The organism is Plantactinospora siamensis, from assembly GCF_042434095.1.
Classification (GTDB): Bacteria; Actinomycetota; Actinomycetes; order Mycobacteriales; family Micromonosporaceae; genus KBS50.
The window spans coordinates 189,613-215,553 of the sequence record NZ_JBHLUE010000002.1 but is presented as its reverse complement, the minus strand read 5'-3'; the positions used below and the strand labels follow the sequence as shown (position 1 = coordinate 215,553).

The following is a 25,941-nucleotide window of genomic DNA, read 5'->3' as shown; positions in this document are numbered from 1 at the left end:
CACGTGCTATCCGCAGCCTGTGGATAGCACGTGTGTACGAGTTATCCACAGGCGTCAGCCCCGGTGAGTTATCCACAGGCTCAGCTCGGCGCGGCCACCACGGTCGGCGACTCGAGCAACCGGGACAGCACGATCATGCTGCGCGTCGAGGTGACGAACGGCTCCGCGCGCAACCGCTCGAGGGTCTGCTCCAGGTGCGCGATGTCGGCCGCCCGCAGGTGCACGATGGCGTCCGCCTCGCCGGACACCGTGTACGCGCCGACCACCTCGGGGTGCCGGCGGGTGGCCGCGGAGATCTGGGCCGGGGTGGTCCGGCCCGTGCAGAAGAGCTCGATGAAGGCCTCCGTCGTCCACCCGACCGCGGCCGGGTCGACGACGGCGGTGAATCCCTTGATGACCCCCGCGGCGCGCAACCGATCGACCCGGCGCTTCACGGCCGGAGCGGACAGGGAGACCCGGCCGCCGATCTCCGCGTACGAGGCCCGGGCGTCGGCCACGAGGGACGCAATAATCCGCTGGTCTACGGCGTCGATGTGCAACGTTCCGTCTCTTTCAAGCAATGGTTGTGGCTGTCACCGATGCTTTACCGTACTTACTCTTGGTGTCCGTGAACCAGGAGCGCACGCCGCGAAAGCGGACATACCTGCTGTGCCCGCCGGAACATTTCGCGGTGGAGTACGCCATCAACCCGTGGATGGACACCGACGAGCCGGTGGACGTCGAGCTCGCGGTGAAGCAGTGGGAGTCGTTGCGGGAAACCCTGTCCCGGCTCGGCCACACCGTGCACGTCCTGCCGCCCCGAGCCGGGCTGCCCGACATGGTCTTCGCGGCCAACGGTGCCTTCGTGGTGGACGGCACCGCGTACGGCGCCCGGTTCAAGCACGAGCAGCGCGCCGCGGAGGCCGCCGGCCACCGTGACTTCTACGAGTCCTCGGGCTGGCGGTTCGTCGCGCCGAGCGAGGTCAACGAGGGCGAGGGCGACTTCGCCTACCTGCCGCGCGCGTACGGCGGGCTGATCCTCGCCGGCTACGGCTTCCGCACCGAGCCGGCCGCGCACGCCGAGGCGCAGGAGATGCTCAACCATCCGGTCGTCTCGCTCCGCCTGGTGGATCCGCGCTTCTACCACCTGGACACGGCGCTGGCCGTGCTCGACGACGAGCGGGTGACGTACTTCCCGGGCGCGTTCTCGGCGGCGGCGCAGAAGGTGCTCGCCCAGCTCTTCCCGGACGCCGTGCTGGCCGACGAGGTCGACGCGTTCGCGTTCGGCCTCAACCTGGTCAGCGACGGGCGGCACGTCGTGCTGAACGCCGAGGCGAGCGGAATGGCCGCCAAGGTCGCGGCGGCCGGCTACGTCCCGGTGCCGGTCGACCTCAGTGAACTCAAGAAGGGCGGCGGCAGCGTCAAGTGCTGCGTGGCCGAACTGCGCCACTGAGCCGCCCGGCCCGGGCTGCCCGGCCCGGGCTGCCCGGCCCCGAGCGGCCCGAGCCGGCCGGTCCGGCCCAAGCGGCCGAGCCGGGCGGCCCCAGCCGGCCCGGCCAAAGCCGGGCGGCCGAGCCGGCCGACCCGGCCCGGGCGGGCAGCCGGCTCAGCCGAGCGTGCCGAGCTCGTCGACCAGCACGTTCGACAGCGTCTGCCCGTCGTCCTGCACGCGGCGCAGGTACCACGCCTGCTGCGGCGTGCGGGACTGGTTGAACTGCCACGGGCCGCGCGGGCTGTCGATCTGACCGATCCGGCCGAGGGCCAGGTTGAGCGTCTGCGGGTTCAGGTCGTCGCCGGCGAGCCGGATCGCCTTGTCCAGCATCTGCGCGGCGTCGTAGGAGGCCATCGCGTACGTGGTCGGGGGGGTCTCGTGGTCCTTGCGGTACGCGGCCGCGAACGTCCGGTTGGCGGCGTTGTTGAGGTCGGGCGAGTAGTTGAGGGCCGTGGTGATGCCCCTCGCCTCCTCCGGCTTGAGCTGGCTGAGCACGCTGCCCTCGGTGAGGAAGCCGGAGCCGTACACGGTGCCGCGGAAGCCGGACGCGTGCAGCTGCTTGATGAACCGCACGGCCGGGGTGCCGGCGAAGAAGCAGAACAGCGCCTCGGGCCGGTACGACATCAGCTTCGTCACGTCGGCCCGGAAGGCGTCCGAGGGCGGATCGACGGACCCGGTGGTCCAGATGGGCGGGTTGACCAGCCGAGGATCGGAGACGCCGAAGGCGTTCCGGAAGCCCTCGACCGCGTCGGTGCCCGCCGGGCTCTGCGGGGAGATGGTGACCACCTTCCCCTTTTTCGACACCTTGCGCGCCACGAAGTCGCCCAGCGCCTGGCCCGGCTGGTCGTTCACGTAGGAGGTGCGCCAGATGTAGACCACGCTCTGCAGGTCGGTGGGGGAGCCGTTAGAGCCGATCAGCGGCACCTTGGCCCGCTCCACGGTGTCCCGCACGGCCAGCATGGTGGACGAGCTCACCACCCCGGTCAACGCCAGCACGTTCTGCTTGATCAGGCCGTCGACGGCCGTCTTGCCAGCGTTCGGGTCGGCGCCCTCGTCGGCGGTGACCAGGTCCACCGGGTGCCCGCCCAGCCGGTTGCCGTTGAGCTGGAGGAACAACCGGAATCCGGCCCGGATGTCGTCACCGATGTCCTTGTAGCCACCGGTCTCGGGGGCCACCAACCCGATCCGGACCGGCTTGCTGCTGCCCGTGGGTCGCGCCTCCGCGTCGCCGTCGGTGCCGCACGCGGTAACCAAGCTGCTGCCGCCGAGGGCGGCCAACAGTTTGAGCGCCTGCCTGCGGTCGAGTTGCGCCACCGTGCCTCCCCATAATGATGGACCGATCGGATCCCCCCGGCGTTCTACCCGTTCCGCAGGGTGGCGTCAATGCCCACGATCGTTTTCGGGCAGGTCGCGGAGCGCCTCCAGCACGCTCGGCCACGCCGCCGAAAGCGGGTCGATCAGACCGAAGTGTTCGCATTCGGGCAGCTCGACAAGGGTGACCTGATCCCCCGCGGCCCGGGCCCGGGCCACATATCGGCGGCTCAGCTCGATCGGCACCTGGCGGTCCAGCTCGCCGTGCACGATCACGGTCGGTACACCGATGGGCACCCGCAGCGCCGGGTCCGCCGACGCGTACCGGTCCGGGTCCTCGGCCGGGCCGGCGCCGAGCAGGGCGGCCACCGCCCCACCGTCCAGGTTCAGCTCGTACGCCCGGCGCAGGTCGGCCACCGGGGCCAGCGCGAGCACTCCGGCCACCCGCGGACCGGCGCCCGCGCACCAGAGCGCCAGGTGGCCGCCCGCGGAGTGTCCGAGCAGCACCGGAGCGCCGGGAAGGTCCCGCCCGGTCCGCTCGGCGAACAGCGCGGGCAGCGCCGCCACCCCCGCCGCCACGTCGGCCCCGGTGTCCGGCCAACCTCCGGCCCCGCCGGTACGCCGGTACTCCAGCTGCGCCACCGGATATCCCAGATCGGCGAGCGCGGCGGCCAACGGACCGGTGTGCGCCCGGTCGTACTCCTCGCGCCAGAAGCCCCCGTGCAGCACCACGACGAGCGGCCGGTCGGCGCCGGCCCGGTCCGGCAGCCGCAGATCGGCGACCTGGTCGGGGTGCGGCCCGTAGCGGACGGTGGCGTCTGGCGGCGGCGCCGGCCTGGCGAGCACCTCCCGGGGGTCCGCGGTCATGGCGGCGAGGGTACACAGCCGCCCACGGGCGTCGGCGTCCCGGCGAGCGGTCCCGGGTCGCGCTGCGGGAAGATGAGACACATGAGCGAGCGCAGCGAGCAGGACGAGAACCCCCAGGCCCGTCCCGGCACGGTCGTGGTGGTCGGCCCGGACGGCCGCCCGGTGGGCACCGTGCAGACCGACGCCGACCAGTCGGGGGAGGATCCGTCCCGCCTGGTCGAGCAGCCGGCCAAGGTCATGCGGATCGGGAGCATGATCAAGCAGCTGCTCGAGGAGGTGAAGTCGGCCCCCCTGGACGAGGCCGGCCGGCGGCGCCTCCGCGAGATCCACCTGCGGTCGATCGTCGAGCTGGAGGACGGGCTGGCGCCCGAACTGCGCGAGGAGCTGACCCGGCTCTCCCTGCCGTTCAGCGAGGACGCCACGCCCAGCGAGAGCGAGCTGCGGATCGCCCAGGCCCAGCTGGTGGGCTGGCTGGAGGGCCTGTTCCACGGCATCCAGGCGGCGCTGGTGGCCCAGCAGATGGCCGCCCGGGTGCAGCTGGAGCAGATGCGGTCGGGCGGGCGGCAAGCGCTGCCGATGGGTCCCGCCGGGATGGTGCCGGGGATGCCCGGCGGCCCGCCGCCCGGTGAGGGCCACAACACCGGCCAGTATCTCTGAGCACCCCGGATCCGCCGATGCGGTGGGGCGGACCGGCCGGGACGTGCTCGGCGAGCCTCCCGCCCGCTGACGGCACGTCTCGGCACGTCCCGGCACGTCCCGCGGGTCAGGCCGGAAACAGGCCGTCCAGGTACGCCGCCACCCCGTCCTCGTCGTTGGATCCGGTCCGGTCGTCCGCGATCTCCAGCACCCGCGGGTGCGCGTTGGCGACCGCGACCGAGCGGCCGGCCCAGGCCAGCATCGGTACGTCGTTGGGCATGTCGCCGAAGGCGAGCACCTCGGACTCGTCGATGCCGTACCGGGAGCACAGCCAGGCCAGGCCGGCGGCCTTGGTGACCCCGGCCGCGGAGATCTCCACGAGACCGGAGTTCGACGAGTGGGTGGCCTCGGCCAGTCCGGCCACCGCGCCGGCGACCAGCTTGACGAACAGGTCGGGATCCCGGTCGCCGGCCCGGACCAGGAGCTTCACCGCCGGCGCCGCCATCAGGTCGGCGTCGGTGTCGAACGGTCGTACCGCGGGGTGGTCGTCCTCGTACGGGCGGATCGGCCAGGTGGGGTCGTGCCGCATGGACCGGCCGTCCTCCACCTCCACCGCGAACACCGCGCCGGGCACCTCGGCCCGGAGCCGGCGGGCCACCTCGGCCAGCAGGTCCGGGGCCAGCGGATCGGCCCGCAGCACGGCGTCGGCCACCGGGTCGTACACGACGGCGCCGTTGGCGCAGACCGCCGGCACCGGCACGGTCAACTGCTCATAGACGAGGGACAGCCAGCGCACCGGCCGGCCGGTCACCAGCACCACGTGGGTGCCGGAGTCGACCAGCCGGGCGAGCGTGTCGGCCGTCCGGCGGCTCAGTGTGTGGTCCTCGTGGATCAGCGTGCCGTCGATGTCGGTGGCGATCAGCCGGGGCAGACGTCCCATCACCGAGACAGTAGCCGGTCCAGGTAGACGGCCACCCCGTCGTCGTCGTTGCGCAGCGTCACCTCGTCGGCCACCGACCGGACCGCCGGGTGGGCGTTCGAGACGGCCACCCGTCCCCAGCCGGCCCAGTCGAACATCGGCAGGTCGTTCGGCATGTCACCGAAGACCAGCACCTCGGCCGGGTCCACGCCCAGGTGCTGCGCCACCACGGCGAGACCGCTGGCCTTGTCCACCCCGGGCGGGCAGATCTCGATGAAGCCGAGTCCGGCCTGGGTGAGGCTGGCGCTGGTCGGCGGGATGATCTCCCGGGCGGTGGCGAGCAGCACGTCGACGTCGTGGCTGGCCGTCCGCGCGAAGGCCTTGACGACGTCGACGGCCAGGCATTCCTGCCGGCTGCGGGCCTCGAAGGCGTCCTGGTACGGCCAGCTCGGGTCGTGGTCGCCCCACAGCGGCGCGCCGGAGGCCTCGGACGCCTCCACCATGACGGTGAGCGGGCCGACGGCCGCCTCCAGCTCGGCCAGCAGCTCGGCCAGCACCGCGCCGGACAGCCGCTCGTCGCGCAGCACGGCCGGCCCGGCCGGGTCCGTGTGGTCGACCACCCAGCCACCGCCGGCCATCACCAGGAAGTCGGCGGCCCGGATGTCGTTGCGGGTGAGCTCGGTCAGCCGGGGCCCCCGCCCGGTGGCGCCGACGATCGGGATGCCGGCCGCACGCACCCGGTCCAGGGTCTCGTGCGTGAACGCCGACACGGTGTTGTCGCTGCGGACCAGGGTGCCGTCGAGGTCCGTGGCGATCAGCTTGGGGAGTCCGGGTCGGGGCATGGCTTCCTCCTTCACCCCGTCCGCCGGGACGTCGCCAAACCGCGTGAGCCGGCGCGACGGGGCAGCAACCGTACCTCGCGCGCCGTGGCCCAGCCATGACATTCAGGCGAAGAGCCGAGCAACCTTCGCCAGCTCAGCGAGGTTCGAGCACGTCCCGACCGCCCAGGTATGGCTGCAGCGCCTTCGGAACTCGTACCGATCCGTCCGGTTGCTGGTGGTTCTCCAGGATCGGCACCAGCCACCGGGTGGTGGCAAGGGTCCCGTTGAGGGTGGCCGCGGTCTGGGTGCGCCCGTCCGCGTCCCGGTAGCGGATGTTCAGCCGGCGCGACTGGAAGGTGGTGCAGTTCGAGGCCGAGGTGACCTCCCGGTAGCGGTCCTGCGAGGGCACCCAGGCCTCGCAGTCGTACTTGCGGGCCGCGCTGCTGCCCAGGTCGCCGGCGGCCACGTCGATCACCCGGTACGGGATCTCGACCTTGGCCAGCAGCTCCTCCTCCCAGCCCAGCAGCCGCAGGTGCTCCTCGCGCGCCTGCTCGGGGCGGCAGTACGAGAACATCTCGATCTTGTCGAACTGGTGCACCCGGATGATCCCCCGGGTGTCCTTGCCGTACGAGCCGGCCTCCCGGCGGTAGCACGACGACGAGCCGGCGTAGCGCAGCGGCTCGGCGAGATCGAGGATCTCTCCCATGTGATAGCCGGCCAGCGCCACCTCGCTGGTGCCAACCAGGTAGAGGTCGTCGGCCTCCAGCCGGTACACCTCGCTGGCGTGCGCGCCGAGGAACCCGGTGCCCTCCATCGCCTCGGGCTTCACCAGCGACGGAGTGATGACCGGGATGAGACCGTGCTCCACGGCCTGCGCGATGGCGAGCTGGAACAGCCCGAACTGGAGCAGCGCTCCCACCCCGGTGAGGAAGTAGAACCGGCTGCCCGAGACCTTCGCGCCGCGCTCGACATCGATGGCGCCCAGCAGCTCGCCCAGCTCCAGGTGATCGCGCGGGTTGTCGATGGTCGGCCGGTCGCCGACCTCGCGCAGCACCACGAAGTCGTCCTCACCGCCGGGGCGTACCCCCTCCTCGACCACGTTCGGGATGGCCAGCTGGGCGCGGCGCAGCTCCCGGTCGGCCTCGCCCACCGCGGCCTCGGCGGTCTTGACCTCCGCCGACAGCTCCCGGGTCCGGGTCAGCAGCGCGGCCTTCTCCTCGCCGGTGGCCTTCGGCACCCGCTTGCCGAGCTGCTTCTGCTCCGCCCGCAGCGCCTCGAAGCGGCCGACCGCGGCTCGCCGCCGCTCGTCGGCGCTGAGCAGGTCGTCGACGAGGGATTCGGGCTCGCCCCGCAGCCGTTGGCTGGCGCGTACGGTTTCCGGGTCCTCGCGGAGCAAGCGCAGGTCAATCACGGGACCTGAGCCTACCGGTGCGGCCGGGAAGCATTCATCCCGATATCCCGCCGGACACCGGGCCGTCCGGCGACGCACCGGGGTTGACCGCCGACCGCGTCGCGCCGCCGGGCCGGCTGGGCTAGCGTCGGGGAATGCCTATCCGAACCGCCTCCGCGCAGTGGCAGGGAAATCTGACCGAGGGTGCCGGCACGATCAAGACCGGCAAGGGGGGCCTGCAGGGCGCCTACTCCTTCAAGTCCCGCTTTGAAGAGGGCGAGGGGACCAACCCCGAGGAGCTGATCGGCGCCGCCCACGCCGGCTGCTACTCGATGGCCTTCGCCAAGGCCCTCTCCGACGCCGGGCACCCGCCGACCTCCGTCGACACCACCGCCAAGGTGCACCTCGACAAGACCGACGCCGGCATGACGGTGACCCGGATCGACCTGGTCACCGAGGCCGTCGTGCCGGGCGTGGACGCCGGCGACTTCGCCAAGATCGCCGAGGACGCCAAGGCGAACTGCCCGATCTCCCGGCTGCTCTCCCCGGGCGCCGAGATCAGTCTCGACGCCCGCCTGACCTCCTGACCGCGCCGACGCCCGCCCGACCTCCAGGCGCGGCGACAACCGTCTGACCTTGGCGGCACCCGACCAGCTGTGCCGGCGGGCACAATGGTCGGGTGCCCGTCGAGATGAGCCGTGAGCGCTTCGAGGAGCTGGTCGGCGAGGCCCTCGACGAGGTGCCGGAGGAACTCCTCGGGCTGATGGACAACGTGGTCATCCTGGTCGAGGACGAGCCGCCGCCCGAGGACCCGGAGCTGCTCGGCCTGTACGAGGGACACGCGCTCACCGCGCGCGGCTGGGACTACGGCGGTGTGCTGCCGGACCGGATCCTCATCTATCGCGGCCCCACCCTCCGGCTGTGCGCCGACGAGGACGAGGTGGTCGAGGAGGTCGCCGTCACGGTGGTGCACGAGATCGCCCACCACTTCGGCATCGACGACGAACGGCTGCATGATCTCGGCTGGGCCTGAGATCGGCCGGAACGGCCGTGGTCCGCGCTTGCGCACTGTGCCTACCCTGGGCACCCCGCTTCGGTTGACCAGGAGGAACGACAGATGCGCAGCGCGCTTTTCGCCGCCGAGAACCTGGAGAAGGAGTCTGACCAGCCCGGCATGCGGCTGCAGAACTCCAAGCTCCTCAAGATCGAGCTCAACGGCGAGGCAATGGCCCGGGTGGGCTCGATGGTTGCCTACCAGGGCCAGGTGCAGTTCCAGGCGCTCGGCTCCGGCGGGATCGGCAAGTTTCTCAAGCAGAAGCTGACTGGTGAGGGCGTACCGCTGATGAAGCTCAGCGGCCGGGGCGACGTGTTCCTGGCCAACCTGGCCTCCGACGTGCACATCATCGACCTCGAGCCGGGCGACGCCCTGTCGATCAACGGCTCCAGCGTGCTGGCCTTCGACACCACGCTCAACTACGACATCAAGATGGTCGGCGGCGCCGGCATGATGTCCTCGGCCGGCCTGTTCAACTGCGTCTTCACCGGTCAGGGCCGGATCGCCATCACCACCAAGGGCACCCCGGTGGTGCTGAACGTCGACCAGCCGACATTCGTGGACCCGCAGGCCGCGGTCTGCTGGTCGGCCAGCCTCCAGACGGGATACCACCAGGCCGAGCAGTTCGGCCTCGGCACGCTGCTCGGGCGGCGGACCGGCGAGGCCTTCACGATGAGCTTCGCCGGCCAGGGATTCGTGGTCGTCCAGCCGTCCGAGGAGCCGCCGGTGCTCGGGTCCGGGCACCAGGACCAGCAGCAGCAGGGTGGCCTGCTCGGCGGCCTGCTGGGCAACTGACGGCGGTTCGGGAGCGCCCTTCCCGGGGGGAGGGGCGCTCCCGACCCGATGTGTGGGGCCCTCAGGCCGGCTGCCCGGCGCGGATCCGGGCCAGCCAGGCCGCCGAGTCGGCCACGTCCGCGTCGGAGAGACCGGGCGGGGCCGGGACCGGACGTTCGGCCGCCGATCCGGTCCAGCGATGCCGCGGGTACGAGCCGAGAAATCGAACGTCGGCGCAGGTGCGGCGGAGTCCCTGCAGCGCCTCACCGAGCCGTGCGTCGGCCACGTGCCCGGTGCAGTCCAGGAAGAAGACGTACCGGCCCAGGCCCTCCCCGCTGGGTCGCGACTCGATCCGGGTCAGGTTGATCCCGCGTACCGAAAGCTCGGTGAGGACCGCGAGCAGCGCGCCCACCCGGTCGTGCGCGATGTAGACGGCCAGTGAGGTCACGTCGTCGCCGGTGGGCGGCGGCGGCGACCCGGGCCGGGCGACCATGACGAACCGGGTGACGGCGTCGTCGTGGTCGGCGATGTTGTCGGCCAGCACCGCGAGCCGGTGCCGGTCCGCGCCGATCGGGGCGCAGATGGCCGCGTCGTACCGGCCGTCCGCGGTCGCCGCGGCGGCCGCGCCGTTGGACAGCACGTCGACCACCGTGGCGTCCGGCAGGTGCGCGCGCAGCCAGTGCCGGCACTGGGCCGAGGCCTGCGGGTGCGCCGCGACGGACCGGATCCCCGGCAGCCGCGTGCCGGCGGGCGCGGCGAGCTGGAACCGGACGGGCAGCACGATCTCCCGGGTGATGGTCAGCGGGTCGCCGGCCACGAGCTCGTCCAGGGTCACCGGCACGGCGCCCCCGACGGAGTTTTCCAGCGGCACCACCGCGGCGTCGAAGTCGCCGGACCGCACCCCGTCGAGCGCCTCGGGAACGCTCCGGGCCGGGGTCCGGGCGCCGTGCTCGGCGGCCGGGATCGTCCGGAGCGCCTGCTCGGTGAAGGTGCCCTCCGGCCCCAGGTAGACGAAGCGGCTCGGTGGTGTCCCTGGCATCCGCCCAGCCTACGCAGCGCCTCCCTGGCCGGCGTCGCAGGCCAGGGCCTGGATCGCCGGCGGCGCGGCGGCGCTGACGTCGACGCTGCAGACGTCGCTGCCGGCCGTCACCACGGTCAGGCCGCCGCCCCGGCGCCGGGTCACCACCAGCAGCGGGTCGCTGCCCGGGACATCGAACTGGGTGAACTGCCAGTCCGTCGCGCAGAGCGGGCCGGTGGCCACCGTGGCGTGCAGGCCGGCCGGCACCACGCCGGCCCGCCGGACCGCGGCCAGCACCTCGGCGCCGCTCGGCCGGCCGCCGCAGGCCCGCGCCGTGGGCGCCGGGTTGGGCGCCGGCGGGACGCCACCCGGCAGGGTCGGCAGGCCACCGGGCAGGGGCGGCGGGACACCGGCCGTCGGCGGCAGGCCGCCGGGCGGCACGGTCGCACCCGGCAGCGACGGCGCGGCGCCGGTCGGGCCGGTCGGAACGCCGGTGGCCGAGGGGACGCCGGTCGGCGCTGCGGACGGCGCCGGCGAACCGCCCGGCGTGGCGCGCGGCTGGGGCGGCGCGCCGCAGCCGCCGAGCGGGCCAGCGCCGATGAGGAGGACCATCCCGGCCAGAGCGGTGCCGACCGGTGCGGTGGCGGGCCGGCCGGGTACAGGGGACGGACGGAGCACGGATCCGGCTCCTTGATATCGACGAAGGTCAGCGACCGACCCATGGTAGAGCCGGCCGGGGCGTACCCGTAGGCCGGGGCGGGGCCGGCCCGGGCGCTCAGCCGGCGGTTCCGCCCGGCGCGCCGCCGAGGCCGCCGGCCACCCGGTGGCCGGCGTCGGTGAGCGCGGCCAGCGCCTCGCGCAGCCGGACCGCGGGCACCAGCAGGTAGTCGGTGTCGTAGGTGGAGAAGGCCACGATGTTCACCCGGGCATCCGCCAGCGGGACGGCGAGCGAGGCCAGGATGCCGGTGAGCGCCAGGTCCATCGGCCCGACGACCTGGAGGCACCGCCACGGCGTCTCCACCACGGCCTCGGCCGGGACCCGGCCGGCCGGGCAGATGACGGAGAGCTCATCCGCCGTTGAGGTGACCGAGACGACGCCGCTGCCTTCCGCGCCGCCCAGCAGTCCGGCGGGCACCGCCGTGCCGGCGGGCAACCGACACACGGCGTACTCCCCGGGCAGCAGAGCGATATCCAGCATGAGGAGACCATACGGTCACCCGTGCTCCGGCCCAACGGCGTACGGGTGCGGCGAACGCCACAACCGGTGATTTCGCGGGCCTCAGACCTCGGAGAGGAAGGTGAGCGAGCCGGCCACCGATCCGTCGGCGGCCAGCAGCGGCGTGGCGATGGCATCCATCGTGGCGTCCGTGTCGCCGCCGGTCGAGGTGGCCACCCGCAGCAGCCCGCGGGCCAACCGCTGCGAACTGATGGCCAGCAGCGGCGGGATCTTCTCCGCCTCCTGCTCGCTCAACTCGGCCCGGGCCGCGGTGAAGTCCAGCAGCCGAAGACCGTTCGACAGCAGTGGCCGACCCACCGCGTCGGCCGGCGAGCCGAGCCCGAGCAGTTCGCAGCACGACCGCGAGACGGCCGACACGATCGTGTGCACGTCGACGACCAGGCAGGGCTCCGCGGCCGCCGAAACCGTGCCGACCCAGCGGGAGAAGCTGTCCGACTCGTGCGTCGACGCCGCGGGTGCTGGGACGAACGCTTCCGTGAGGGAGAGTTCGACGTGGGCCACCGCGCCTCCTATGCAACCACCGGCGGAACCACGCTAACGGTTCCGCCCCGTAACGTCACCCTGCCGCGACGAGAGCCGCCGTGGCAGGTCCGGCGGAGCGCATGTCGCCGGTGACGTCCGCCAGCGGTGGGCCCGCCATGAGACAGCGGTGGCGCTGGTTGCGACGTTACCGGCGGGTGGGCTCCTTGTCAGCCGCCGTTCGGCCCTCGGCATACCACCGGTAGTCGGCCGCCGACGGTTGTGGCCGCAAACCCCAGGTGGCGGGCGCGCTGGCGACCCGGTACAACTTGTCGGCGGTGGCCGCGCTGATCCGCTCGCCGCCGGCCACCAGCAGCCGGTCGAGTTCCCGGTGCGTGGCCACGAGGCACTCCTTCGGCAGGCCGTAGACGCTGATGTCGCCCGACCCCACGAAGGTCAGCACCGGCGCCACCGGGACGTTGAGCCCGACCGCCTCGGACAGCGCCCGGGTGGCCCGCCTGGCCTCCCGGCGGGCGTCGGCCACGTACGTCGGCCGCTTGCCGTTGATCTGTACGACGTCCCCGGCCACCATGACCCGGGCCCGCCCGTGGTCGGCCACGGTCACCGCGAAGAGGCCACCGGGTCCGATGGCCAGGAAGCAGTGGCGTTCGGCCACGCCGTCCAGGTCCAGCAGCCCGGCCTGGATGTCGGGCGAGGGAAGCTCGGCGACGTGCCACGCCGGGCCGAGGTGGTCGAGCCGGCTGAGCGCCCGGGCGCCCGCGGCCTCCAGCCGGCGGGCGTCCCGGTCGGCGCGGCGCCGCCGGGCCCACTCCATCGGGTTGGGTCGGGCGGGTTCGAGAACTCCGGGCGATCTTGGCGCGTCGGTGCTGGCGCTCCCGGGCGGCAGCGCCCGGCCCGGTGGGATGGCGCGTCGGGCGGGAAAAACAGTCATGACGACCTCCGGCAAAAGGTCTCCTGAAGTTATGTGCCCACTACCCTACGTTGACGGGCCGCCAAACGGGCAAGCGGCAGCGCCGGAGTGACTACGGATGAATGCCACATTCATCCGGGGGCCGATTTCCCGGATGGTGCCAACCTCTGACCTACGCTGCACGGATGACTCACTACGTCGACAGTGAGGTCGGCCGGTTGAACACCGTGCTCCTGCACCGGCCCGGGCCGGAACTGGCCCGCCTGACCCCTCGAAACAACGACTCCCTGCTCTTCGACGCGATCCCGTGGGTGGGACGCGCGCAGGAGGAGCATGACGGATTCGCGGCCGCGCTCCACGAGCGAGGGGTTGAGGTGCTCTACCTCCGGAACCTGCTGGCCGAGGCGCTGGCGATCCCGGAGGCCCGCGCCGAGCTGACCGACCAGGTGCTGGCCGACCCTCGGCTCGGTGAGACGCTGCGCCGCCGGGTGGCCGACCATCTCGGCTACCTCGACCCGGAGACGCTGTCCAACGTGCTCATCGCCGGGCTGGCGCACGAGGAGCTGCGCACCGGGCCCGACCGCCCCGGCGGGCTGGTCTACCGGCTGATGGACCGGCACGACTTCGTCATCGATCCGCTGCCGAACCTGCTCTTCACTCGCGACTCATCGGTGTGGATCCGCGACCGGGTTGCGGTGACCAGCCTCGCCATGCCGGCCCGCCGGCGGGAGACGTCGCTGACCGAGGCCATCTACCGGCACCATCCCCGGTTCGCCGGCACCGACCTGGTCTACCGGCCGGAGCTGGAGCACGTGGAGGGGGGCGACGTGCTGCTGCTCGCCCCGGGCGTCCTGGCCATCGGCGTGGGCGAGCGGACCACGCCGGCCGGCGCCGAGCGGCTGGCCCGGCGGGTGTTCGCGGCGGAGCTGGCGCACACCCTGCTGGTGGTGCCGATCGCCCAGCAGCGGGCCACCATGCACCTCGACACGGTGTGCACCATGGTGGACGTCGACGCCGTGCTGATGTATCCGAACATCGCCGACACGCTGTCGGCGTACACGGTGATCTCCGGGACCGACGGCGAGCCGCGGGTGGACGGACCCGCGCCGTTTCTGCGGGCCGCCGCCGACGCGATGGACCTGGCGACGCTGCGCGTCATCGACACCGGGCTCGACCCGGTGACGGCCGAGCGGGAGCAGTGGGACGACGGCAACAACACGCTGGCGCTCGCGCCGCGGCTGGCGGTGGCCTACGAGCGCAACGTGGAGACCAACGCCCAGCTGGAACGGGCGGGCGTCGAGGTGATCCGGATCGCCGGATCGGAGCTGGGCTCCGGCCGGGGCGGCCCGCGCTGCATGTCCTGCCCGGTGGCCCGCGTCCCCGGCTGAGCAGTAAGGAAGGGCCCCTTGTTATCGCTTTTTGTATAGGAAGGGGCCCTTCCTAACCGCTGGGTCAGCGCAGCGCGACCTGGCGGCCGAGCAGGCCCTGCCGGGCGCGCCGACCGGCCGCGTCCAGCGGCGTCCGGTCGGCCACCGCGGCGGCGTATCGCTTGGCGAAGTCGGCCACTGGCGCCTCCCAGTGCTCGGCGGCCGCGTCGGCGGGCAGGTCCCAGACCGGTACGAGCCGGCCGTGCGCCCGGAACATGCCGGCGAACTTCGTGCCGTCGGTGAGCAGCAGCTCGCCGGCCGCGGAGAGCCGGGCGAGCGCGTCCAGCGCGTCGTCCTCCGCCTCGGGCATCACCCAGCGGATGTGCGCCTTCTCGGGAACGCGTACCCAGTAGGCGGCCCGGGCCGCGCCGAGCCGGACGGTGGGGTAGATGGACGCGTTGGCGCGTTCCAGCGACGCCTGCACCGCGCCATCCCGCGGTGCGTCGTCGGCCAGCCAGAAGTCGAAGCCGTCGTGCATGGTGATCTCGAGCTGCCCGTCCACCAGCACGTCGGGCAGCCGCGGACCCTCGCCGGGCAGCGCCGGCACCTCGACCTGGCGCCCCGGCTCGGTGCGCAGCGCGCACAACAGCGCCTCGGCCAGGTCCCGCGAGACGTCACCGGACTGCACGTGCCGCTGCAGCCCGATCAGGACCGCGCCGTCCGCCCGGGCCAGCGCCGGCGCCGCCATGGGCAGCACGGTGGCCAGCGTCACCGGACGGTCGCCATGCTCGGCGGCCAGCTCGGGGCGCAGGGTCAGCGGCGCCGACGCGGCCGGCACGAACTCGCGGAGGGCGATCCACTCGACCTCGTCGGCCAGGCCCTCGAAGGGACGGGGCGCGAAGATGTCCCGCAGCTTCTGGCGCTTCGGCGCGCCCTCACCGGCGCGGTTGCTCTTGCGACGCTTGCTCACGGGGAGACAGCCTAGTGCGGCGGCCGCCGCCCGCCGTCGCGCGACCGGCCGTCGCGGCGGGTCAGCGGGTGGCGAGCAGGTCGTTGGGCGCGGGGTCGTCCCCGTCCGGCCCGGGAAGGCGGGCGGCCGGCGCGCGGAACTCGGCCCAGACGCTCTGGCCAAGGCCGTCCCGGTCGCTGCCCCACCGCGTCGCCAGCGCGGCCACGATGTGCAGGCCGCGGCCGTCGAGCGAGTCGAGGTCGGTGGGCCGGAGCCGGGGTACGGCGCCGCCGCCCCCATCGGTCACCCGGACCTGCACGATGTCGTGGTCGCCGTCCAACCGGTGCCGCCAGGCGACCCTGATCACCTCTCCGGGCAGCGGCGCGGCGTGCCGCACGGAGTTGCCGACCAACTCGGCCAGCACGGCCACCACATCGGCCAGCAGTCCGGGCCGGATCGTGCCGACGAGCTCGGTGGACAGCCGGTGTCGGGCCATCCGGGCGCCACGGGGCTGGTGCGGCACCACCACGCACCAGGCTCGCTCCGCTGGACCCAGCATCGCCCGCCATCCTCCTCCGCGCCGGCCAGGCATGCCGGACCGGCGCCGCGCCAACGGGCCGGCCCGAGTCACGCCCGGGGCAGCCGCACCTCTGCGACGGTACCGCCGTCGGCGCGCGGCCGGAGGCTGACCCACCCTTTTTGTCGTTCAACGATCGTTCTAACCAGATATAACCCGAGTCCGGCTCCCGGATAGCGCCGGCGGTCGCCGGACTCCCCCTGCCAGAACCGGTCGAAGGCCCGCTCGACGTGCTCCGGACGTACCCCGATGCCCCGGTCGCTGACCCGGAACGCCACCGAGCGGTCGTCGGCCTCGGCGCCCAGCTCGATCGCCGACTCGACGGGCGAGTACTTGCCGGCGTTGGTGACCAGCTCGGTGAGGATGGTGGGCAGGCTCGCCCGGTCGCCGAGCGCCGCGGGCAGGTCCACCGGCAGGGCGAGGGTGAGCCGCCGACACAGGTCGCGGGGCAGGTCGGCGGTCGCCTCCCGCAGGGCCGCGGCCAGATCGAACGGCTGCGGCGGCGCGCCGCCCACCGAACCGGCGCCGGTGGCCGCCGAGAGCAGCCGGTCGACCAACCGGGCGAGTTCGTCCGCCCGCTGCCCGATCACCCGCGCCGCGGCGCGACGGTCCGGCTCGGGAACCGAGTCCCAGTGGTTGCTCAGCGTGTCGGCGAAGCCCTTGATGACGGTCACCGGCGTACGGAGTTCGTGGCTGGTCACGGCGACGAACAGGTCCCGGTCGTGGTCGCGCTGGTGCTGGTCCGTCACGTCGGAGAGGGTGACCACCCGGGACGCCACCGTGCCGGGCAGGTCGCCACTGGTGATCTTGAGCCACCGGCCGTCGGCCAGCCGGTAGTCGAGCACCTGGCCGGGCGGCGGCACCGGGAACGGCAGCCGCTCGTTCAGCATCCGGGCCGCCGGCAGCCCGGTGATCCGCTCCGCCGCCGGATTCCACAGCCGGACCCCGCCGTCGCTGTCCACGATCGCCAGGCCGTCGGCGAGCGCGGCCACCACCGGTCCGTCGCCGTGCACCGGGAGCCCGGCCTGGTCTCCGTACAGATGGGCGATGCTGGACGCCACATAGCTGAGCACCGTCCGCACCTCGTCGCCGGGCGCGGGCGTGTCCGGCGGATAGAGGGCGTGCAGCCCGCCGACCGTGAGGCCGCCGATCTCGGCGCGGGCCACCAGCATGCGGCCGATCCCGCTGCCGTCCAACTGCGCGGCCAGCTCCTCGGCCAGCGCGTCCACCGGCAGTTCCTGGCAGCGCGGACCGGTCAGCAGGCGGTTCGATGCCGGATCACCGATCGGGACCGGCCGCCCGAGCGTCCACTCGGCGGCGCCGGTGGCGGCCACGATGCGCCCCTCGGTGGGGGTGTACTCCACGAACACCATGCCGTCGGCATGGATCGACCGCTGGATGATGCCGATCAGGCGGGTGAGAACGGGCAGGCCGGCATCACCGGTGTTGATCATTTCGATCGCCACGGTGTGCCCGGCGATGAGGGAACGGTAGTCGGGGACCTCCGGCATCCCCCGAGTCTGCCCGCTGCGACGGCTTCGCGGCAGGGCCGTGTGGTCGCGGCTTCCTGCGCCGTCGATCAGCGGTACGCGGCGCCGCCGCCCGGGTGGCCGTGCCGAGCGTCGCGCGGGCTCCCGGCGAGCGCCGCGAGGGCTCTTGGCGAGCGCCGCGCGGGCTTCTGGCGAGCGCCGCGCGGGCTCAGCGACCCAGCCGGTCCAGGATGAACGCCGGCCGGTCCGTGATCACCCCGTCGACGCCGTGGTCCAGCACCAGGTCGAGGTCCTCCGCCTCGTTGACCGTCCAGACGTACACCCGCTTCCCGGCGGCCTGCAGCGTCGGGATGAGCTGCGGGCGCGCGCGGACCAGGCCGATGCCCGGCCCGGCGATCCGGGTGGCGAACGGCAGCCGTCCCGAGCGCATCCCGGGCGGCAGCACCTCCAGGAGCAGCACCGTCGGCAGCGCCGGGGCCAGCACGTGGATGCGCCGCACGGCCAGCGCCGAGAACGACATGACCGTGACCCGGACGGGTTGCTCGGCGCCCCCGCGCAGCAGCCCGTGCCGGTCCAGCATCGAGACGAGCCGCCGCTCCACCTCGGGCCCGTGCCGGGCCGGATGCTTCGTCTCGATCAGCAACTCGACGGGCCGTCCCGCGTCCCGGACCGCCCCGAGCAGGCCGTCGAGGGTGAGCAGCCGGCTCAGCGAGGGATCGGCCGGTACGTCCGTGGGCGCGTCCTCGCTCGATGCGCCGGGATGCCAGGAGCCGAAGTCGAGTTCGGTCAGCTCCGCGAGCGTACGCGCGCTGACCCGGCCCCGGCCGTTGCTGGTGCGGTCCAACCGGCGGTCGTGTACGCAGACGAGGTGACCGTCCCGGGTCAGCCGGACGTCGCACTCCAGCCCGTCGGCGCCCTCGTCGAGGGCCCGCAGGTACGCCGCCAGCGTGTGCTCGGGCAGCGCGGCCGAGGAGCCGCGGTGGGCGAAGACCAGCGGCCGGGGCGGGTCACCGCTCTCGCCGGTCGCCGGTCGGCCGGCAGCCTGGCGCATCCGGTCAGATCACCCGGCCCGGCTGCCCGTCCTCGCTCGCCAGCGGCCGGCCATCGGCGGCCCACTGGCGCATCCCCCCGGTGAGGTTGCGGACGTTGTCGAAGCCGTTGCCCATCAGGTATTTCACCACCTGGGCGGAGCGGCCGCCCGAGCGGCACAGCACCACCACGTCCGCATCGGTGGGGATCTCGGCGAGTCGCGCCGGGATCTCCATCATCGGCAGGTGGTGGGCGTCGGGCGCGTGCCCGGCCGACCACTCGTCCGGCTCGCGCACGTCGAGCAGGTAGGCATGGGCCGGCACGCCGGCGGGGCTCACTTCGGGAACATCAGGTCCGAACACAACTCCCAAGGGTAGGGCAGGCCGTCGCTCACAGCTGGTTCACCCACCGGGAGTTGGCCCGCACCCAGCCGTCCAGGTCGCCGCCGCGGAGCGCGTCGAACAGCCCGTCGGCGTCCGGATCCCGCAGGTCGTAGGAGATCTCGTCGATGGTTTCCGGATGGGACGGCAGCTGGACCCCCACCAGGGCGCCCGAGTGGATCCCGCGCAGGGCGAAGACCAGGTCCTCCAGCTGGGTGCCGTTGGTGTCGACCGTGAGCGCGGAGCCGACGGCCCGGATCACCTGGTCCAGCTTGATCGGGTTGGACATCAGGTCACTCGGCGCCACCCGGTCCATGATCGCCCGTAGCAGCTGCTGCTGGTGCCGCTGCCGGTCATAGTCGCCGTGCGGCAGGTCGTACCGCTGCCGGGCGTAGTCGAGGGCCCGCGCTCCGGTCATCTGCTGGCACCCGGCGGCGAAGCTGGTGCCGGTGTGGATGGACCGCACCGGCGTGTCCACGCACATCCGGACCCCGCCCACCAGGTCGATGACCCGCTCAAAACCGGAGAAGTCGATCAGGGCCGCGCCGTCGAAGCGGACTCCGGTCAGCCGGCTGAGCGTGGCGGACAGCAGTTGGGCGCCGCCCTCGCCGCCGCCGCCGTACTGGTAGGCCGCGTTGACCTTGTCGGTCCCGGCGGCGTGCGTGCCGCTGGCCGGGATGTCGACCAGCAGGTCGCGGGGCACCGAGATGAGGTACGCCCGATCCAGGGTCGCCGGCACGTGCACCACGATGATGGTGTCCGACCGCGCGTCCCCGGCCGACTGGGTGGGGCGCTGGTCGGAGCCGATCAGCAGGTAGTTGAGCGGCCCGGTGACGGTGGCGCGGTCCCGCCGAGCGGAGGTGTCGAGCAGATCCTGCCGGGCGACGCTGCGGTCGTACCGGTCGGTGAGGGCGTGGACGCCGACACCGGCGACGGTGGCCAGGACCACCAGCAGCAGCCCCGCTGCGGTGAGCAGCCGGGCCCAGAGCGGCGTCCGCCGCGGCCTCGAACTGAACGTGACCCCTCCCGAACCCGTAGTGTGTGAACCTTCTTCGGGTTCACCCTACGGGCCCGGCAGTACGTTGCGTGTCCTTTGCGCTACTCAGCGTGCCGGAGTCGGCGGTCGGTGGACCGCCGGCTCCACGGTCGCGGACCGGCAACCCCGGTACGAGGGGTCAGGCCTTCGGGGCCACGAAGTCCGGGTGGAGCTTGATGAAGTCGGCGAGCTTGTCCGACTTCACCGCCCGGAACATCTCGATGCTCTCCGGGGTGAGCGCCTCCCGGGACTCGCCGTTGGTCTTGTGCGAGTTGAACTTCCCGGCGTTGGTGCGCAGCAGGGTGAGGTCGTTCGCGGTCACCCCGCGCATGGTGAAGATGAAGTCCTGGATCGGCACGCCGTTGGTGTCCAGGGTGAACGCCTTGCCCGCGGCCTTGACCAGGTTGTTGACCTTGACGGGGTTGGTCATCACGCCGCCCGCCATCGCCTTCTTGGCGATCGCCTTGATCACCTGCTGCTGATGGCGCTGCCGGTCGTAGTCGCCGTTCTTCAGCCCGTACCGCTGGCGGGAGAAGTCCAGCGCCTGCCAGCCCTTCATGTCCTGGCAGCCGGGCTCGTACGTCACCGGCTTGTACGGCCGACCGCTCTTCTGGGCGTCGGTGATGTACATCAGCTTGCCGTCGACCAGCATCATGTGGTGCGACGACACCTTCTGGTCCACGCACACGTTGATGGTGCCGAGGGCGTCGATGACGCCCTTGAAGCCGTTGAAGTCGATGATGGCCGCGCCGTCGAAGCTGATGCCGGTGGCGTTCTTGATCGTCCGCGCCAGCAGTTCCGTGCCGCCGGCCCAGCCGCCGCCGTTCTGCGCGCCGAAGTAGAACGCGCTGTTGAGCTTCTCGACCGCGCCCTTGAACCCGTTCTTGGCGGGCGGGATCTGCACCTCGGTGTCCCGGGGCAGGGAGACGAGATAGGCCCGGTCGTGAGCGGCGGGGATGTGCAGGATGATCATCGTGTCCGGTCGGGTGTCGTTCTTGTCCCAGCCCTTGCGGACGTCCACCCCGAGCAGCAGCAGATCGATCGGGCCCTTGAGGTCGCTCCCCGCCTTGCCGGCGCCGCCGAGCAGGTTCTCCTGGTCGATCGCGCCGGCCGCCCGGCTGATGATCGCCTTGCTGCCGACGATCGCAACGCCGCTGAGCATCATCAGCACCGCTCCGAAGATCACCAGCGTGCGCGCCCAGGCGGGATCGCGGCGTCGCTTGCGGGCGGTCGGTCGGGGCGGATCGGTCGGCGGGGGTGGGGCCGCGGAGCCGTATACGGGCGCCGCTGGCGGCTCCACTGAGGGACGTCGGCGGGTGTCAACCGGCATGCCTGCTCCAGTTCACGTGCGGTGGCCAGCCCACTGTACGGATCCATAGCCGATCTCGCGAGGTAGTGGCACGGTGCGTCGGTGGGCTGCGGTGCCCCGGGCCCGGGCCACCGGGGGCCCGAACGGCCGCTACGCTGCGTCGATGCGGCCGTTCGGGTGGTTTCAACCGCCGTTGGTGCCAGTCCCGGATTGCTTGTCGGCGCTCACCCACTGTTCCATCCGGTCGGCGGCCATTGCCTGGTACATGGCCAGCGCCCGCGGCTTGTCGGAGACCACCACCGACTCACCGTTGATGGTCTGGCCGCCCAGGTTCGGGCTGGTGATGAAGGTGAGGTTGTTCCCGCGCAGGTTGCGGAACTGCACCCCCATGTCGACCAGCGAGAGGTCCTTGTCGACGGTGACCGCCTTGGTGACCGAGTTGAGGAACGCGGTCAGCTTGGCCGGGTTGGCCAGCGTGCCGGTGCTGGCGGCCTTGTCCATCAGGGCCCGCAGGAACTCCTGCTGGTGCCGGACCCGGGCGAAGTCGCCCTGGGCGAACTGCTTGCGCTGCCGCACCCAGTCCAGCGCCGTGGCGCCGTCCATGTGCATCATGCCCTTGGTGAACTTCCGGTACGGCTTGTGAATCGACGTGATGCTCTGATCCACCTTGAGGTCCACCCCGCCGAGCGCGTCGGTGACCTCCTTGAAGCCGGCGAAGTCGATGGCCATCACGTGGTCGATCCGGACGTCGGTGACGCACTCGACGGTCCGGACCGCGAGGGGCAGGCCGCCGAACGCGAACGCCGCGTTGATCTTCTCGCGCTGCCCGGTGCCGCAGTCGGCCGAGGCGTTCTGCGGGATCGGCACGTACAGGTCGCGCGGGATGGAGACCAGGTACGCCTTGTCGTGGCTGGCCGGCACGTGCATCAGGATGATCGTGTCGGACCGCCACTTGCCGGCGCCGTCGACCGGCGCGTCCGGGTCCCGGGAGTCGCTGCCGACCAGCAGGATGTTGAAGGCGCCGGACACCGTCTTGGCCGGGCGGCCGGCCGTGATGGCCGAGAACGGGTCGACCCGCTTGACGTCGGAGTCGAGGTTGCGCGCGTAGAGCCAGACGCCGAGGCCGGTCACCAGGGCGAGCACGAGCACGGCCACCAGGGCGATCCGGCCCCAGCGCGGCCGACGGCGGCGACCGGCCGGGTCACCGGGCCAGCCCGGTCCACCCGGGCCGCCAGGCCCGCCGCGGCCATGGCCGTAACCCGGGCCCGGGTCGACGTCCCGGTCGCCCGAGGCCGGGCGCGGGATCCGGCCGCGACCGGCGGCGACCGGGACGGTGCTGCGGCCGGCCACGCCGCGGGACGGCGGCGGGTAGTCGTCGCCGGACCAACCGGCGGGCGGATTCGCTGACATGCCGCTCAGGGTACGTAGTCAGGCCAAGAAAACCCTGGACGCCGCGGGGTGTTACGGGCGGATTTGTACCCTCCGCCGGTGGTTCAGCCCAGGTGATCCCGGAAGTACTCGATGGTGCGGCCCAGCCCCGTCCGGGGGTCGACCTGCGGTTCGTAGCCGAGGCGCTCCCGCGCCAACGTCAGGTCCGGGCGGCGCTTCTCCGGGTCGTCGGCGGTACGGGTGACATAGGTCACTTCGGACCCGCTGCCGGTCATCTCGACGATCAGCTCGGCCAGCTCCCGCATCGACATCTCGTGCTCGGTGCCGCAGTTGATCGGACCGGTCTCCGTCGAGTCGAGCAGCAGCAGGATGCCGCGGACCAGGTCGTCCACGTAGCAGATCGACCGGGTCTGTGCGCCGGTGCCGTGCACCGTGATCGCCTCGCCGCGCAGCGCCTGGGTGATGAAGGCCGGGATGGCGCGCCCGTCGTCCGGGCGCATCCGCGGACCGTAGGTGTTGAAGATCCGGACGATCGCCACATCGAGGCCGTGGAACCGGTGGTAGGCCATGGTGGCCGCCTCGGAGAACCGCTTGGCCTCGTCATAGACGCTGCGTACGCCGTTCGGGTTGACGTTGCCCCAGTAGCTCTCCGGCTGCGGGTGCACCAACGGGTCGCCGTACGCCTCCGAGGTGGAGGCGAAGAGGAAGCGGGCGCCGTCGGCGAGCGCGCGGTCGAGCAGGTGCAGGGTGCCGAGCGAGCCGACCCGGAGGATCTCGACGGGCAGCAGCGCGAAGTCGGTCGGGCTGGCCGGCGAGGCCATGTGCATGATCGCGTCGAAGCGCTCGGCCAGCGCCGGGTGGTGGGCCGGCAGGCCCTCCGAGATGTCGGCCTCCACCAGCGTGAAACGGGACTCCTCGGCCAGGTGGGCGACGTTCTCCTTGGAGCCGGTGACGAAGTTGTCGACGGCCACCACGGTGCAGCCCCGCTTGATCAGCGCATCGACCAGGTGGGACGGAACGAAGCCGGCGCCGCCGGTGACGAGAACGCGTTGTCCGGACCCGAATCGCTGCGAAACCACCATGCCGCCGAGCTTACACAGACCGGCGATCTCCCGACCGGTCCGGAGAGGGAGAACGCGAATCCCCCTCCCGGGCCGGGTCGGGCCGGCCGGCGGGAGGGGGATTCCCGGCGTGCGCCGCCGGGGGCGGCGCACGCCGGGCGGCCCGGGCCGCGTGCGGCCCGGTCGCCGCGGCGCGCGGCGGGCGGCCCGGGCCGCGTGCGGCCCGGTCGCCGCGGCGCGCGGCGGGCGGTCAGTGCGCGCCCGCGCCGGTGAGCGCCCGGACCTCCAGTTCCGCGTACTTCGCCTCGTCGTGCTCCCGGGACAGCAGCGTGCCCACCCAGCCGCACAGGAAGCCGAACGGGATGGAGATGATGCCCGGGTTGGACAGCGGGAACCAGTGCCAGTCGTGCTTCGGGAACATCGCCGTCGGCGCTCCGGAGACCACGGGCGAGAAGAACACCAGCACCACCGCCGCCAATAGGCCCCCGTAGATCGCCCAGACCGCGCCGGAGGTGTTGAAGCGCCGCCAGAACAGGCTGTAGAGGATCGCCGGCAGGTTTCCGGACGCCGCCACCGCGAAGGCGAGCGCCACCAGGAACGCCACGTTCAGGCTCTGCGCGAAGATGGACAGCACGATCGCGATCGCGCCGATCACCAGCGCCGACACCCGGGCCACGTTCACCTCCTGGCGCTCGGACGCCTCGCCGCGCCGGACCACGTTCGCGTAGAAGTCGTGGGCCAGGCTGGACGAGGAGGCCAGGGTGAGCCCGGCCACCACGGCCAGGATGGTGGCGAACGCGACGGCCGCGATCACGGCCAGCAGGATCGACCCGCCCGTGTCGCCGCCCAGGTAGTCGATCCCGAGCGCCTGCGCGAGCTGCGGGGCGGCCGTGTTGCCGGCCTTGTCCTGCTCGGCGATCGCCTTGCCGCCGACCAGCGCGGCCGCGCCGAACCCGAGCGCCAGGGTGAACAGGTAGAAGACGCCGATGATCCCGATCGCCCAGAGCACGCTGCGGCGGGCCGCCCGGGCGGTCGGCACCGTGTAGAAGCGGATCAGGATGTGCGGCAGCCCGGCGGTGCCCAGCACCAGGGCCATGCCGAGCGACAGCAGGTCCATCTTGCTGTAGAACGTCTTCGTCGCGTCGGCCGTCTCCACCCCGTACTTGAGGCCCGGTTCCAGGAACGCGTTGCCCTTGCCGGAGGCCCGCGCCGCGTCGCCGAGCAGGGTGGAGAGGTTGAACTTGTAGTGCGCCAGCACGAGCAGGGTCATGATCAGCGTCCCGCCCATCAGCAGGATCGCCTTCACGATCTGGACGTACGTGGTGCCCTTCATGCCGCCCACGGTGACGTAAATGATCATCAGGGCGCCGACCAGGATGATGGTGGCCACCTTCGCGGTCCCGGCGTCCATGCCCAGGAACGTGGTGCCCGGCTTGATCCCCAGCAGCAGGGCCACCAGGGCGCCCGCGCCGACCATCTGGGCCAGCAGATAGAAGATCGACACCGTGATGGTGGAGACCGCCGCCGCCGTCCGGACCGGCCGCTGCCGCATCCGGAAGGCCAGCACGTCGGCCATCGTGTAGCGGCCGGAGTTCCGCAGCAGCTCGGCCACCAGCAGCAGCGCCACCAGCCAGGCCACCAGGAAGCCGATCGAGTAGAGGAAGCCGTCGTATCCGCTCAGCGCGATGATGCCGGCGATGCCCAGGAAGGACGCGGCCGACATGTAGTCGCCGCCGATCGCCATGCCGTTCTGGAATCCGGAGAACGACCGGCCGCCGGCGTAGAAATCGGTGGCCGTGCGGGTCTGCCGGCTGGCCCAGATCGTGATCACCAGGGTGACCGCCACCAGCACCAGGAACAGCGTGATGGTCAGGCCCCGGGCGGAACCGGCCGAAGCGGCCGCGAGGACGCCGTTCACGCGTCACCTCCGGTGAGCTCGTGCCGGATCCGGTCGGCCACTGGGTCCAGGTTCCGGTCGGCGTAGCGGGAGTACAGCCAGGCGATGAGGAAGGTCGACACGAACTGCAGCAGGCCGAAGACCAGCGCCACGTTGATGTGCCCGAACAGGATCTGGCCCATGAACCCCCGGGCGTACGCCGAGAGGATCACGTAGAGCGCGTACCAGCAGAAGAACGCCACGGTCATCGGAAAGACGAACCGGCGCAGCGCGCGCCGGAGGCCGTCGAACTCGGCCGACCTGGCCACCTCCAGATACCGGTCCGCCGGCTCGGCCGTACCGGCCGGCGTCTCGGCGGGCGTATCCGTGGACATGCGGGATCACCACCTTCGCAGGGTGCGGAATTGCGCGCACGGTAGGTAGTGACGCCGTACCACGGAAGTGCTCCGAACCGGAGGTGCCGGCGGCTGCGCCGAACGGACCGCACGGTGCGCCGAGTGACTCCGGTCACGCCGCTCGTCGCCCGAACCCGATTGGCCGGAATCGATCAGCGGCGCGGTCCGGCGCCG

Annotated in this window: 27 protein-coding genes and 1 pseudogene; 6 read left to right on the top strand and 22 right to left on the bottom strand. The window is 72.5% G+C overall.

From position 1 onward, the window contains the following. Positions 1–80: 80 nt before the first annotated feature. The gene (locus ACFFHU_RS02550) at positions 81–539 is read right to left on the bottom strand and encodes an Lrp/AsnC family transcriptional regulator (protein ID WP_377335237.1); all 459 of its coding nucleotides are present in this window, start codon (positions 537–539) and stop codon (positions 81–83) included. Between the two features lie 59 nt (positions 540–598). Between ACFFHU_RS02550 and ddaH the strand changes: the two genes are divergently transcribed. Continuing rightward, on the top strand, positions 599–1,432 hold the full coding sequence (gene ddaH, locus ACFFHU_RS02545) for a dimethylargininase (protein ID WP_377335235.1): 834 nt from the start codon (positions 599–601) through the stop codon (positions 1,430–1,432). 153 nt (positions 1,433–1,585) lie between these two features. Here the strand turns inward: ddaH and ACFFHU_RS02540 are convergent, their stop codons facing one another. Beyond that, positions 1,586–2,785 carry an ABC transporter substrate-binding protein gene (locus ACFFHU_RS02540; RefSeq protein WP_377335233.1) on the bottom strand — a complete coding sequence of 400 codons (1,200 nt, stop codon included), beginning with the start codon at positions 2,783–2,785 and terminating at the stop codon, positions 1,586–1,588. A gap of 66 nt (positions 2,786–2,851) precedes the next feature. Beyond that, positions 2,852–3,649, bottom strand: a complete 798-nt coding sequence (locus ACFFHU_RS02535) for an alpha/beta hydrolase family protein (protein ID WP_377335231.1) — start codon at positions 3,647–3,649, stop codon at positions 2,852–2,854. Positions 3,650–3,721: 72 nt separating this feature from the next. On the opposite strand from ACFFHU_RS02535, the gene ACFFHU_RS02530 reads away from it, so the two are divergent. Further along, complete coding sequence (locus tag ACFFHU_RS02530; protein WP_377335229.1) at positions 3,722–4,306, top strand: bacterial proteasome activator family protein; 585 nt, start codon at positions 3,722–3,724, stop codon at positions 4,304–4,306. 106 nt (positions 4,307–4,412) lie between these two features. Here ACFFHU_RS02530 and ACFFHU_RS02525 read toward each other — a convergent pair whose 3' ends face one another. The 3 genes from ACFFHU_RS02525 to serS form a co-directional block, all read right to left on the bottom strand. Next, positions 4,413–5,225: an HAD family hydrolase gene (locus tag ACFFHU_RS02525; protein WP_377335227.1), complete on the bottom strand. Its 813-nt coding sequence runs from the start codon at positions 5,223–5,225 to the stop codon at positions 4,413–4,415. Next, entirely contained in the window at positions 5,225–6,046 is an 822-nt protein-coding gene (locus tag ACFFHU_RS02520) for an HAD family hydrolase (RefSeq protein WP_377335225.1), read from the bottom strand. The genes ACFFHU_RS02525 and ACFFHU_RS02520 overlap by 1 nt, the downstream gene beginning before the upstream one ends. A 133-nt stretch (positions 6,047–6,179) precedes the next feature. Continuing rightward, on the bottom strand, positions 6,180–7,436 hold the full coding sequence (gene serS / locus ACFFHU_RS02515; RefSeq protein ID WP_377335223.1) for a serine--tRNA ligase: 1,257 nt from the start codon (positions 7,434–7,436) through the stop codon (positions 6,180–6,182). 134 nt (positions 7,437–7,570) lie between these two features. Between serS and ACFFHU_RS02510 the strand changes: the two genes are divergently transcribed. The 3 genes from ACFFHU_RS02510 (at position 7,571) to ACFFHU_RS02500 (ending at position 9,264) form a co-directional block, all read left to right on the top strand. Further along, positions 7,571–8,002, top strand: coding sequence for an OsmC family protein (locus ACFFHU_RS02510; protein WP_377335221.1), 432 nt, complete (start codon positions 7,571–7,573; stop codon positions 8,000–8,002). 104 nt (positions 8,003–8,106) lie between these two features. Next, on the top strand, positions 8,107–8,448 hold the full coding sequence (locus ACFFHU_RS02505) for a metallopeptidase family protein (protein WP_377336024.1): 342 nt from the start codon (positions 8,107–8,109) through the stop codon (positions 8,446–8,448). 84 nt (positions 8,449–8,532) lie between these two features. Continuing rightward, complete coding sequence (locus tag ACFFHU_RS02500; RefSeq protein WP_377335219.1) at positions 8,533–9,264, top strand: AIM24 family protein; 732 nt, start codon at positions 8,533–8,535, stop codon at positions 9,262–9,264. A gap of 61 nt (positions 9,265–9,325) precedes the next feature. On the opposite strand, the gene pheA is transcribed toward ACFFHU_RS02500, so the two are convergent. From pheA to ACFFHU_RS02475, 5 genes are all read right to left on the bottom strand, one after another. Further along, on the bottom strand, positions 9,326–10,282 hold the full coding sequence (gene pheA, locus ACFFHU_RS02495) for a prephenate dehydratase (RefSeq protein WP_377335217.1): 957 nt from the start codon (positions 10,280–10,282) through the stop codon (positions 9,326–9,328). Between the two features lie 9 nt (positions 10,283–10,291). Continuing rightward, complete coding sequence (locus tag ACFFHU_RS02490; RefSeq protein ID WP_377335215.1) at positions 10,292–10,939, bottom strand: hypothetical protein; 648 nt, start codon at positions 10,937–10,939, stop codon at positions 10,292–10,294. 97 nt (positions 10,940–11,036) lie between these two features. Beyond that, the gene (locus ACFFHU_RS02485) at positions 11,037–11,459 is read right to left on the bottom strand and encodes an ACT domain-containing protein (RefSeq protein WP_377335213.1); all 423 of its coding nucleotides are present in this window, start codon (positions 11,457–11,459) and stop codon (positions 11,037–11,039) included. Positions 11,460–11,540: 81 nt separating this feature from the next. Then, entirely contained in the window at positions 11,541–11,999 is a 459-nt protein-coding gene (locus tag ACFFHU_RS02480) for a PAS domain-containing protein (protein ID WP_377335211.1), read from the bottom strand. A gap of 166 nt (positions 12,000–12,165) precedes the next feature. After that, positions 12,166–12,909: a hypothetical protein gene (locus tag ACFFHU_RS02475; protein WP_377335209.1), complete on the bottom strand. Its 744-nt coding sequence runs from the start codon at positions 12,907–12,909 to the stop codon at positions 12,166–12,168. A gap of 164 nt (positions 12,910–13,073) precedes the next feature. Between ACFFHU_RS02475 and ACFFHU_RS02470 the strand changes: the two genes are divergently transcribed. Then, on the top strand, positions 13,074–14,276 hold the full coding sequence (locus tag ACFFHU_RS02470) for an arginine deiminase (RefSeq protein ID WP_377335207.1): 1,203 nt from the start codon (positions 13,074–13,076) through the stop codon (positions 14,274–14,276). Positions 14,277–14,340: 64 nt separating this feature from the next. On the opposite strand, the gene ACFFHU_RS02465 is transcribed toward ACFFHU_RS02470, so the two are convergent. The 11 genes and pseudogenes from ACFFHU_RS02465 to ACFFHU_RS02415 all read right to left on the bottom strand — a co-directional run. After that, positions 14,341–15,225, bottom strand: coding sequence for a DUF5926 family protein (locus ACFFHU_RS02465; RefSeq protein WP_377335205.1), 885 nt, complete (start codon positions 15,223–15,225; stop codon positions 14,341–14,343). Between the two features lie 61 nt (positions 15,226–15,286). Then, positions 15,287–15,763: an ATP-binding protein gene (locus tag ACFFHU_RS02460; protein ID WP_377335203.1), complete on the bottom strand. Its 477-nt coding sequence runs from the start codon at positions 15,761–15,763 to the stop codon at positions 15,287–15,289. A gap of 68 nt (positions 15,764–15,831) precedes the next feature. Then, positions 15,832–17,292, bottom strand: coding sequence for a sensor histidine kinase (locus ACFFHU_RS02455; RefSeq protein WP_377335201.1), 1,461 nt, complete (start codon positions 17,290–17,292; stop codon positions 15,832–15,834). Between the two features lie 187 nt (positions 17,293–17,479). Beyond that, a complete protein-coding gene (locus ACFFHU_RS02450) occupies positions 17,480–18,322 on the bottom strand; it encodes a glycerophosphodiester phosphodiesterase (protein WP_377335200.1) in 843 nt (280 codons plus the stop codon). 4 nt (positions 18,323–18,326) lie between these two features. Then, positions 18,327–18,662 (bottom strand): rhodanese-like domain-containing protein, encoded by a 336-nt coding sequence (locus tag ACFFHU_RS02445; RefSeq protein ID WP_377335198.1) that lies wholly within the window; start codon positions 18,660–18,662, stop codon positions 18,327–18,329. A 28-nt stretch (positions 18,663–18,690) separates the two neighbouring features. Then, entirely contained in the window at positions 18,691–19,629 is a 939-nt protein-coding gene (locus ACFFHU_RS02440) for an LCP family protein (protein WP_377335196.1), read from the bottom strand. 226 nt (positions 19,630–19,855) lie between these two features. Continuing rightward, the gene (locus ACFFHU_RS02435; RefSeq protein ID WP_377335194.1) at positions 19,856–20,902 is read right to left on the bottom strand and encodes an LCP family protein; all 1,047 of its coding nucleotides are present in this window, start codon (positions 20,900–20,902) and stop codon (positions 19,856–19,858) included. A 306-nt stretch (positions 20,903–21,208) separates the two neighbouring features. Beyond that, positions 21,209–22,435 (bottom strand): LCP family protein, encoded by a 1,227-nt coding sequence (locus ACFFHU_RS02430; protein WP_377335192.1) that lies wholly within the window; start codon positions 22,433–22,435, stop codon positions 21,209–21,211. Between the two features lie 83 nt (positions 22,436–22,518). After that, the gene (locus ACFFHU_RS02425) at positions 22,519–23,496 is read right to left on the bottom strand and encodes a UDP-glucuronic acid decarboxylase family protein (protein ID WP_377335190.1); all 978 of its coding nucleotides are present in this window, start codon (positions 23,494–23,496) and stop codon (positions 22,519–22,521) included. 229 nt (positions 23,497–23,725) lie between these two features. Then, positions 23,726–25,393, bottom strand: coding sequence for a monocarboxylic acid transporter (locus tag ACFFHU_RS02420; RefSeq protein WP_377335188.1), 1,668 nt, complete (start codon positions 25,391–25,393; stop codon positions 23,726–23,728). After that, positions 25,374–25,746, bottom strand: a pseudogene (locus ACFFHU_RS02415) (DUF485 domain-containing protein); the annotation flags it as partial. The gene ACFFHU_RS02420 and the pseudogene ACFFHU_RS02415, both read right to left, overlap by 20 nt. Between the last annotated feature and the right edge of the window lie 195 nt (positions 25,747–25,941).

Excerpts from the sequence above, each read along its gene's own strand:
- ACFFHU_RS02425 (WP_377335190.1), bottom strand. The coding sequence starts at position 23,496 with ATGGTGGTTTCGCAGCGATTCGGGTCCGGACAACGCGTTCTCGTCACC.
- pheA (WP_377335217.1), bottom strand. The coding sequence starts at position 10,282 with ATGCCAGGGACACCACCGAGCCGCTTCGTCTACCTGGGGCCGGAGGGC.
- ACFFHU_RS02520 (WP_377335225.1), bottom strand. The coding sequence starts at position 6,046 with ATGCCCCGACCCGGACTCCCCAAGCTGATCGCCACGGACCTCGACGGC.
- ACFFHU_RS02485 (WP_377335213.1), bottom strand. The coding sequence starts at position 11,459 with ATGCTGGATATCGCTCTGCTGCCCGGGGAGTACGCCGTGTGTCGGTTG.
- ACFFHU_RS02525 (WP_377335227.1), bottom strand. The coding sequence starts at position 5,225 with ATGGGACGTCTGCCCCGGCTGATCGCCACCGACATCGACGGCACGCTG.
- ACFFHU_RS02510 (WP_377335221.1), top strand. The coding sequence starts at position 7,571 with ATGCCTATCCGAACCGCCTCCGCGCAGTGGCAGGGAAATCTGACCGAG.
- ACFFHU_RS02430 (WP_377335192.1), bottom strand. The coding sequence starts at position 22,435 with ATGTCAGCGAATCCGCCCGCCGGTTGGTCCGGCGACGACTACCCGCCG.
- ACFFHU_RS02535 (WP_377335231.1), bottom strand. The coding sequence starts at position 3,649 with ATGACCGCGGACCCCCGGGAGGTGCTCGCCAGGCCGGCGCCGCCGCCA.
- ACFFHU_RS02500 (WP_377335219.1), top strand. The coding sequence starts at position 8,533 with ATGCGCAGCGCGCTTTTCGCCGCCGAGAACCTGGAGAAGGAGTCTGAC.
- ACFFHU_RS02505 (WP_377336024.1), top strand. The coding sequence starts at position 8,107 with ATGAGCCGTGAGCGCTTCGAGGAGCTGGTCGGCGAGGCCCTCGACGAG.
- ACFFHU_RS02475 (WP_377335209.1), bottom strand. The coding sequence starts at position 12,909 with ATGACTGTTTTTCCCGCCCGACGCGCCATCCCACCGGGCCGGGCGCTG.
- ACFFHU_RS02530 (WP_377335229.1), top strand. The coding sequence starts at position 3,722 with ATGAGACACATGAGCGAGCGCAGCGAGCAGGACGAGAACCCCCAGGCC.
- ACFFHU_RS02460 (WP_377335203.1), bottom strand. The coding sequence starts at position 15,763 with ATGCTGGGTCCAGCGGAGCGAGCCTGGTGCGTGGTGGTGCCGCACCAG.
- ACFFHU_RS02470 (WP_377335207.1), top strand. The coding sequence starts at position 13,074 with ATGACTCACTACGTCGACAGTGAGGTCGGCCGGTTGAACACCGTGCTC.
- ACFFHU_RS02450 (WP_377335200.1), bottom strand. The coding sequence starts at position 18,322 with ATGCGCCAGGCTGCCGGCCGACCGGCGACCGGCGAGAGCGGTGACCCG.
- ACFFHU_RS02455 (WP_377335201.1), bottom strand. The coding sequence starts at position 17,292 with ATGCCGGAGGTCCCCGACTACCGTTCCCTCATCGCCGGGCACACCGTG.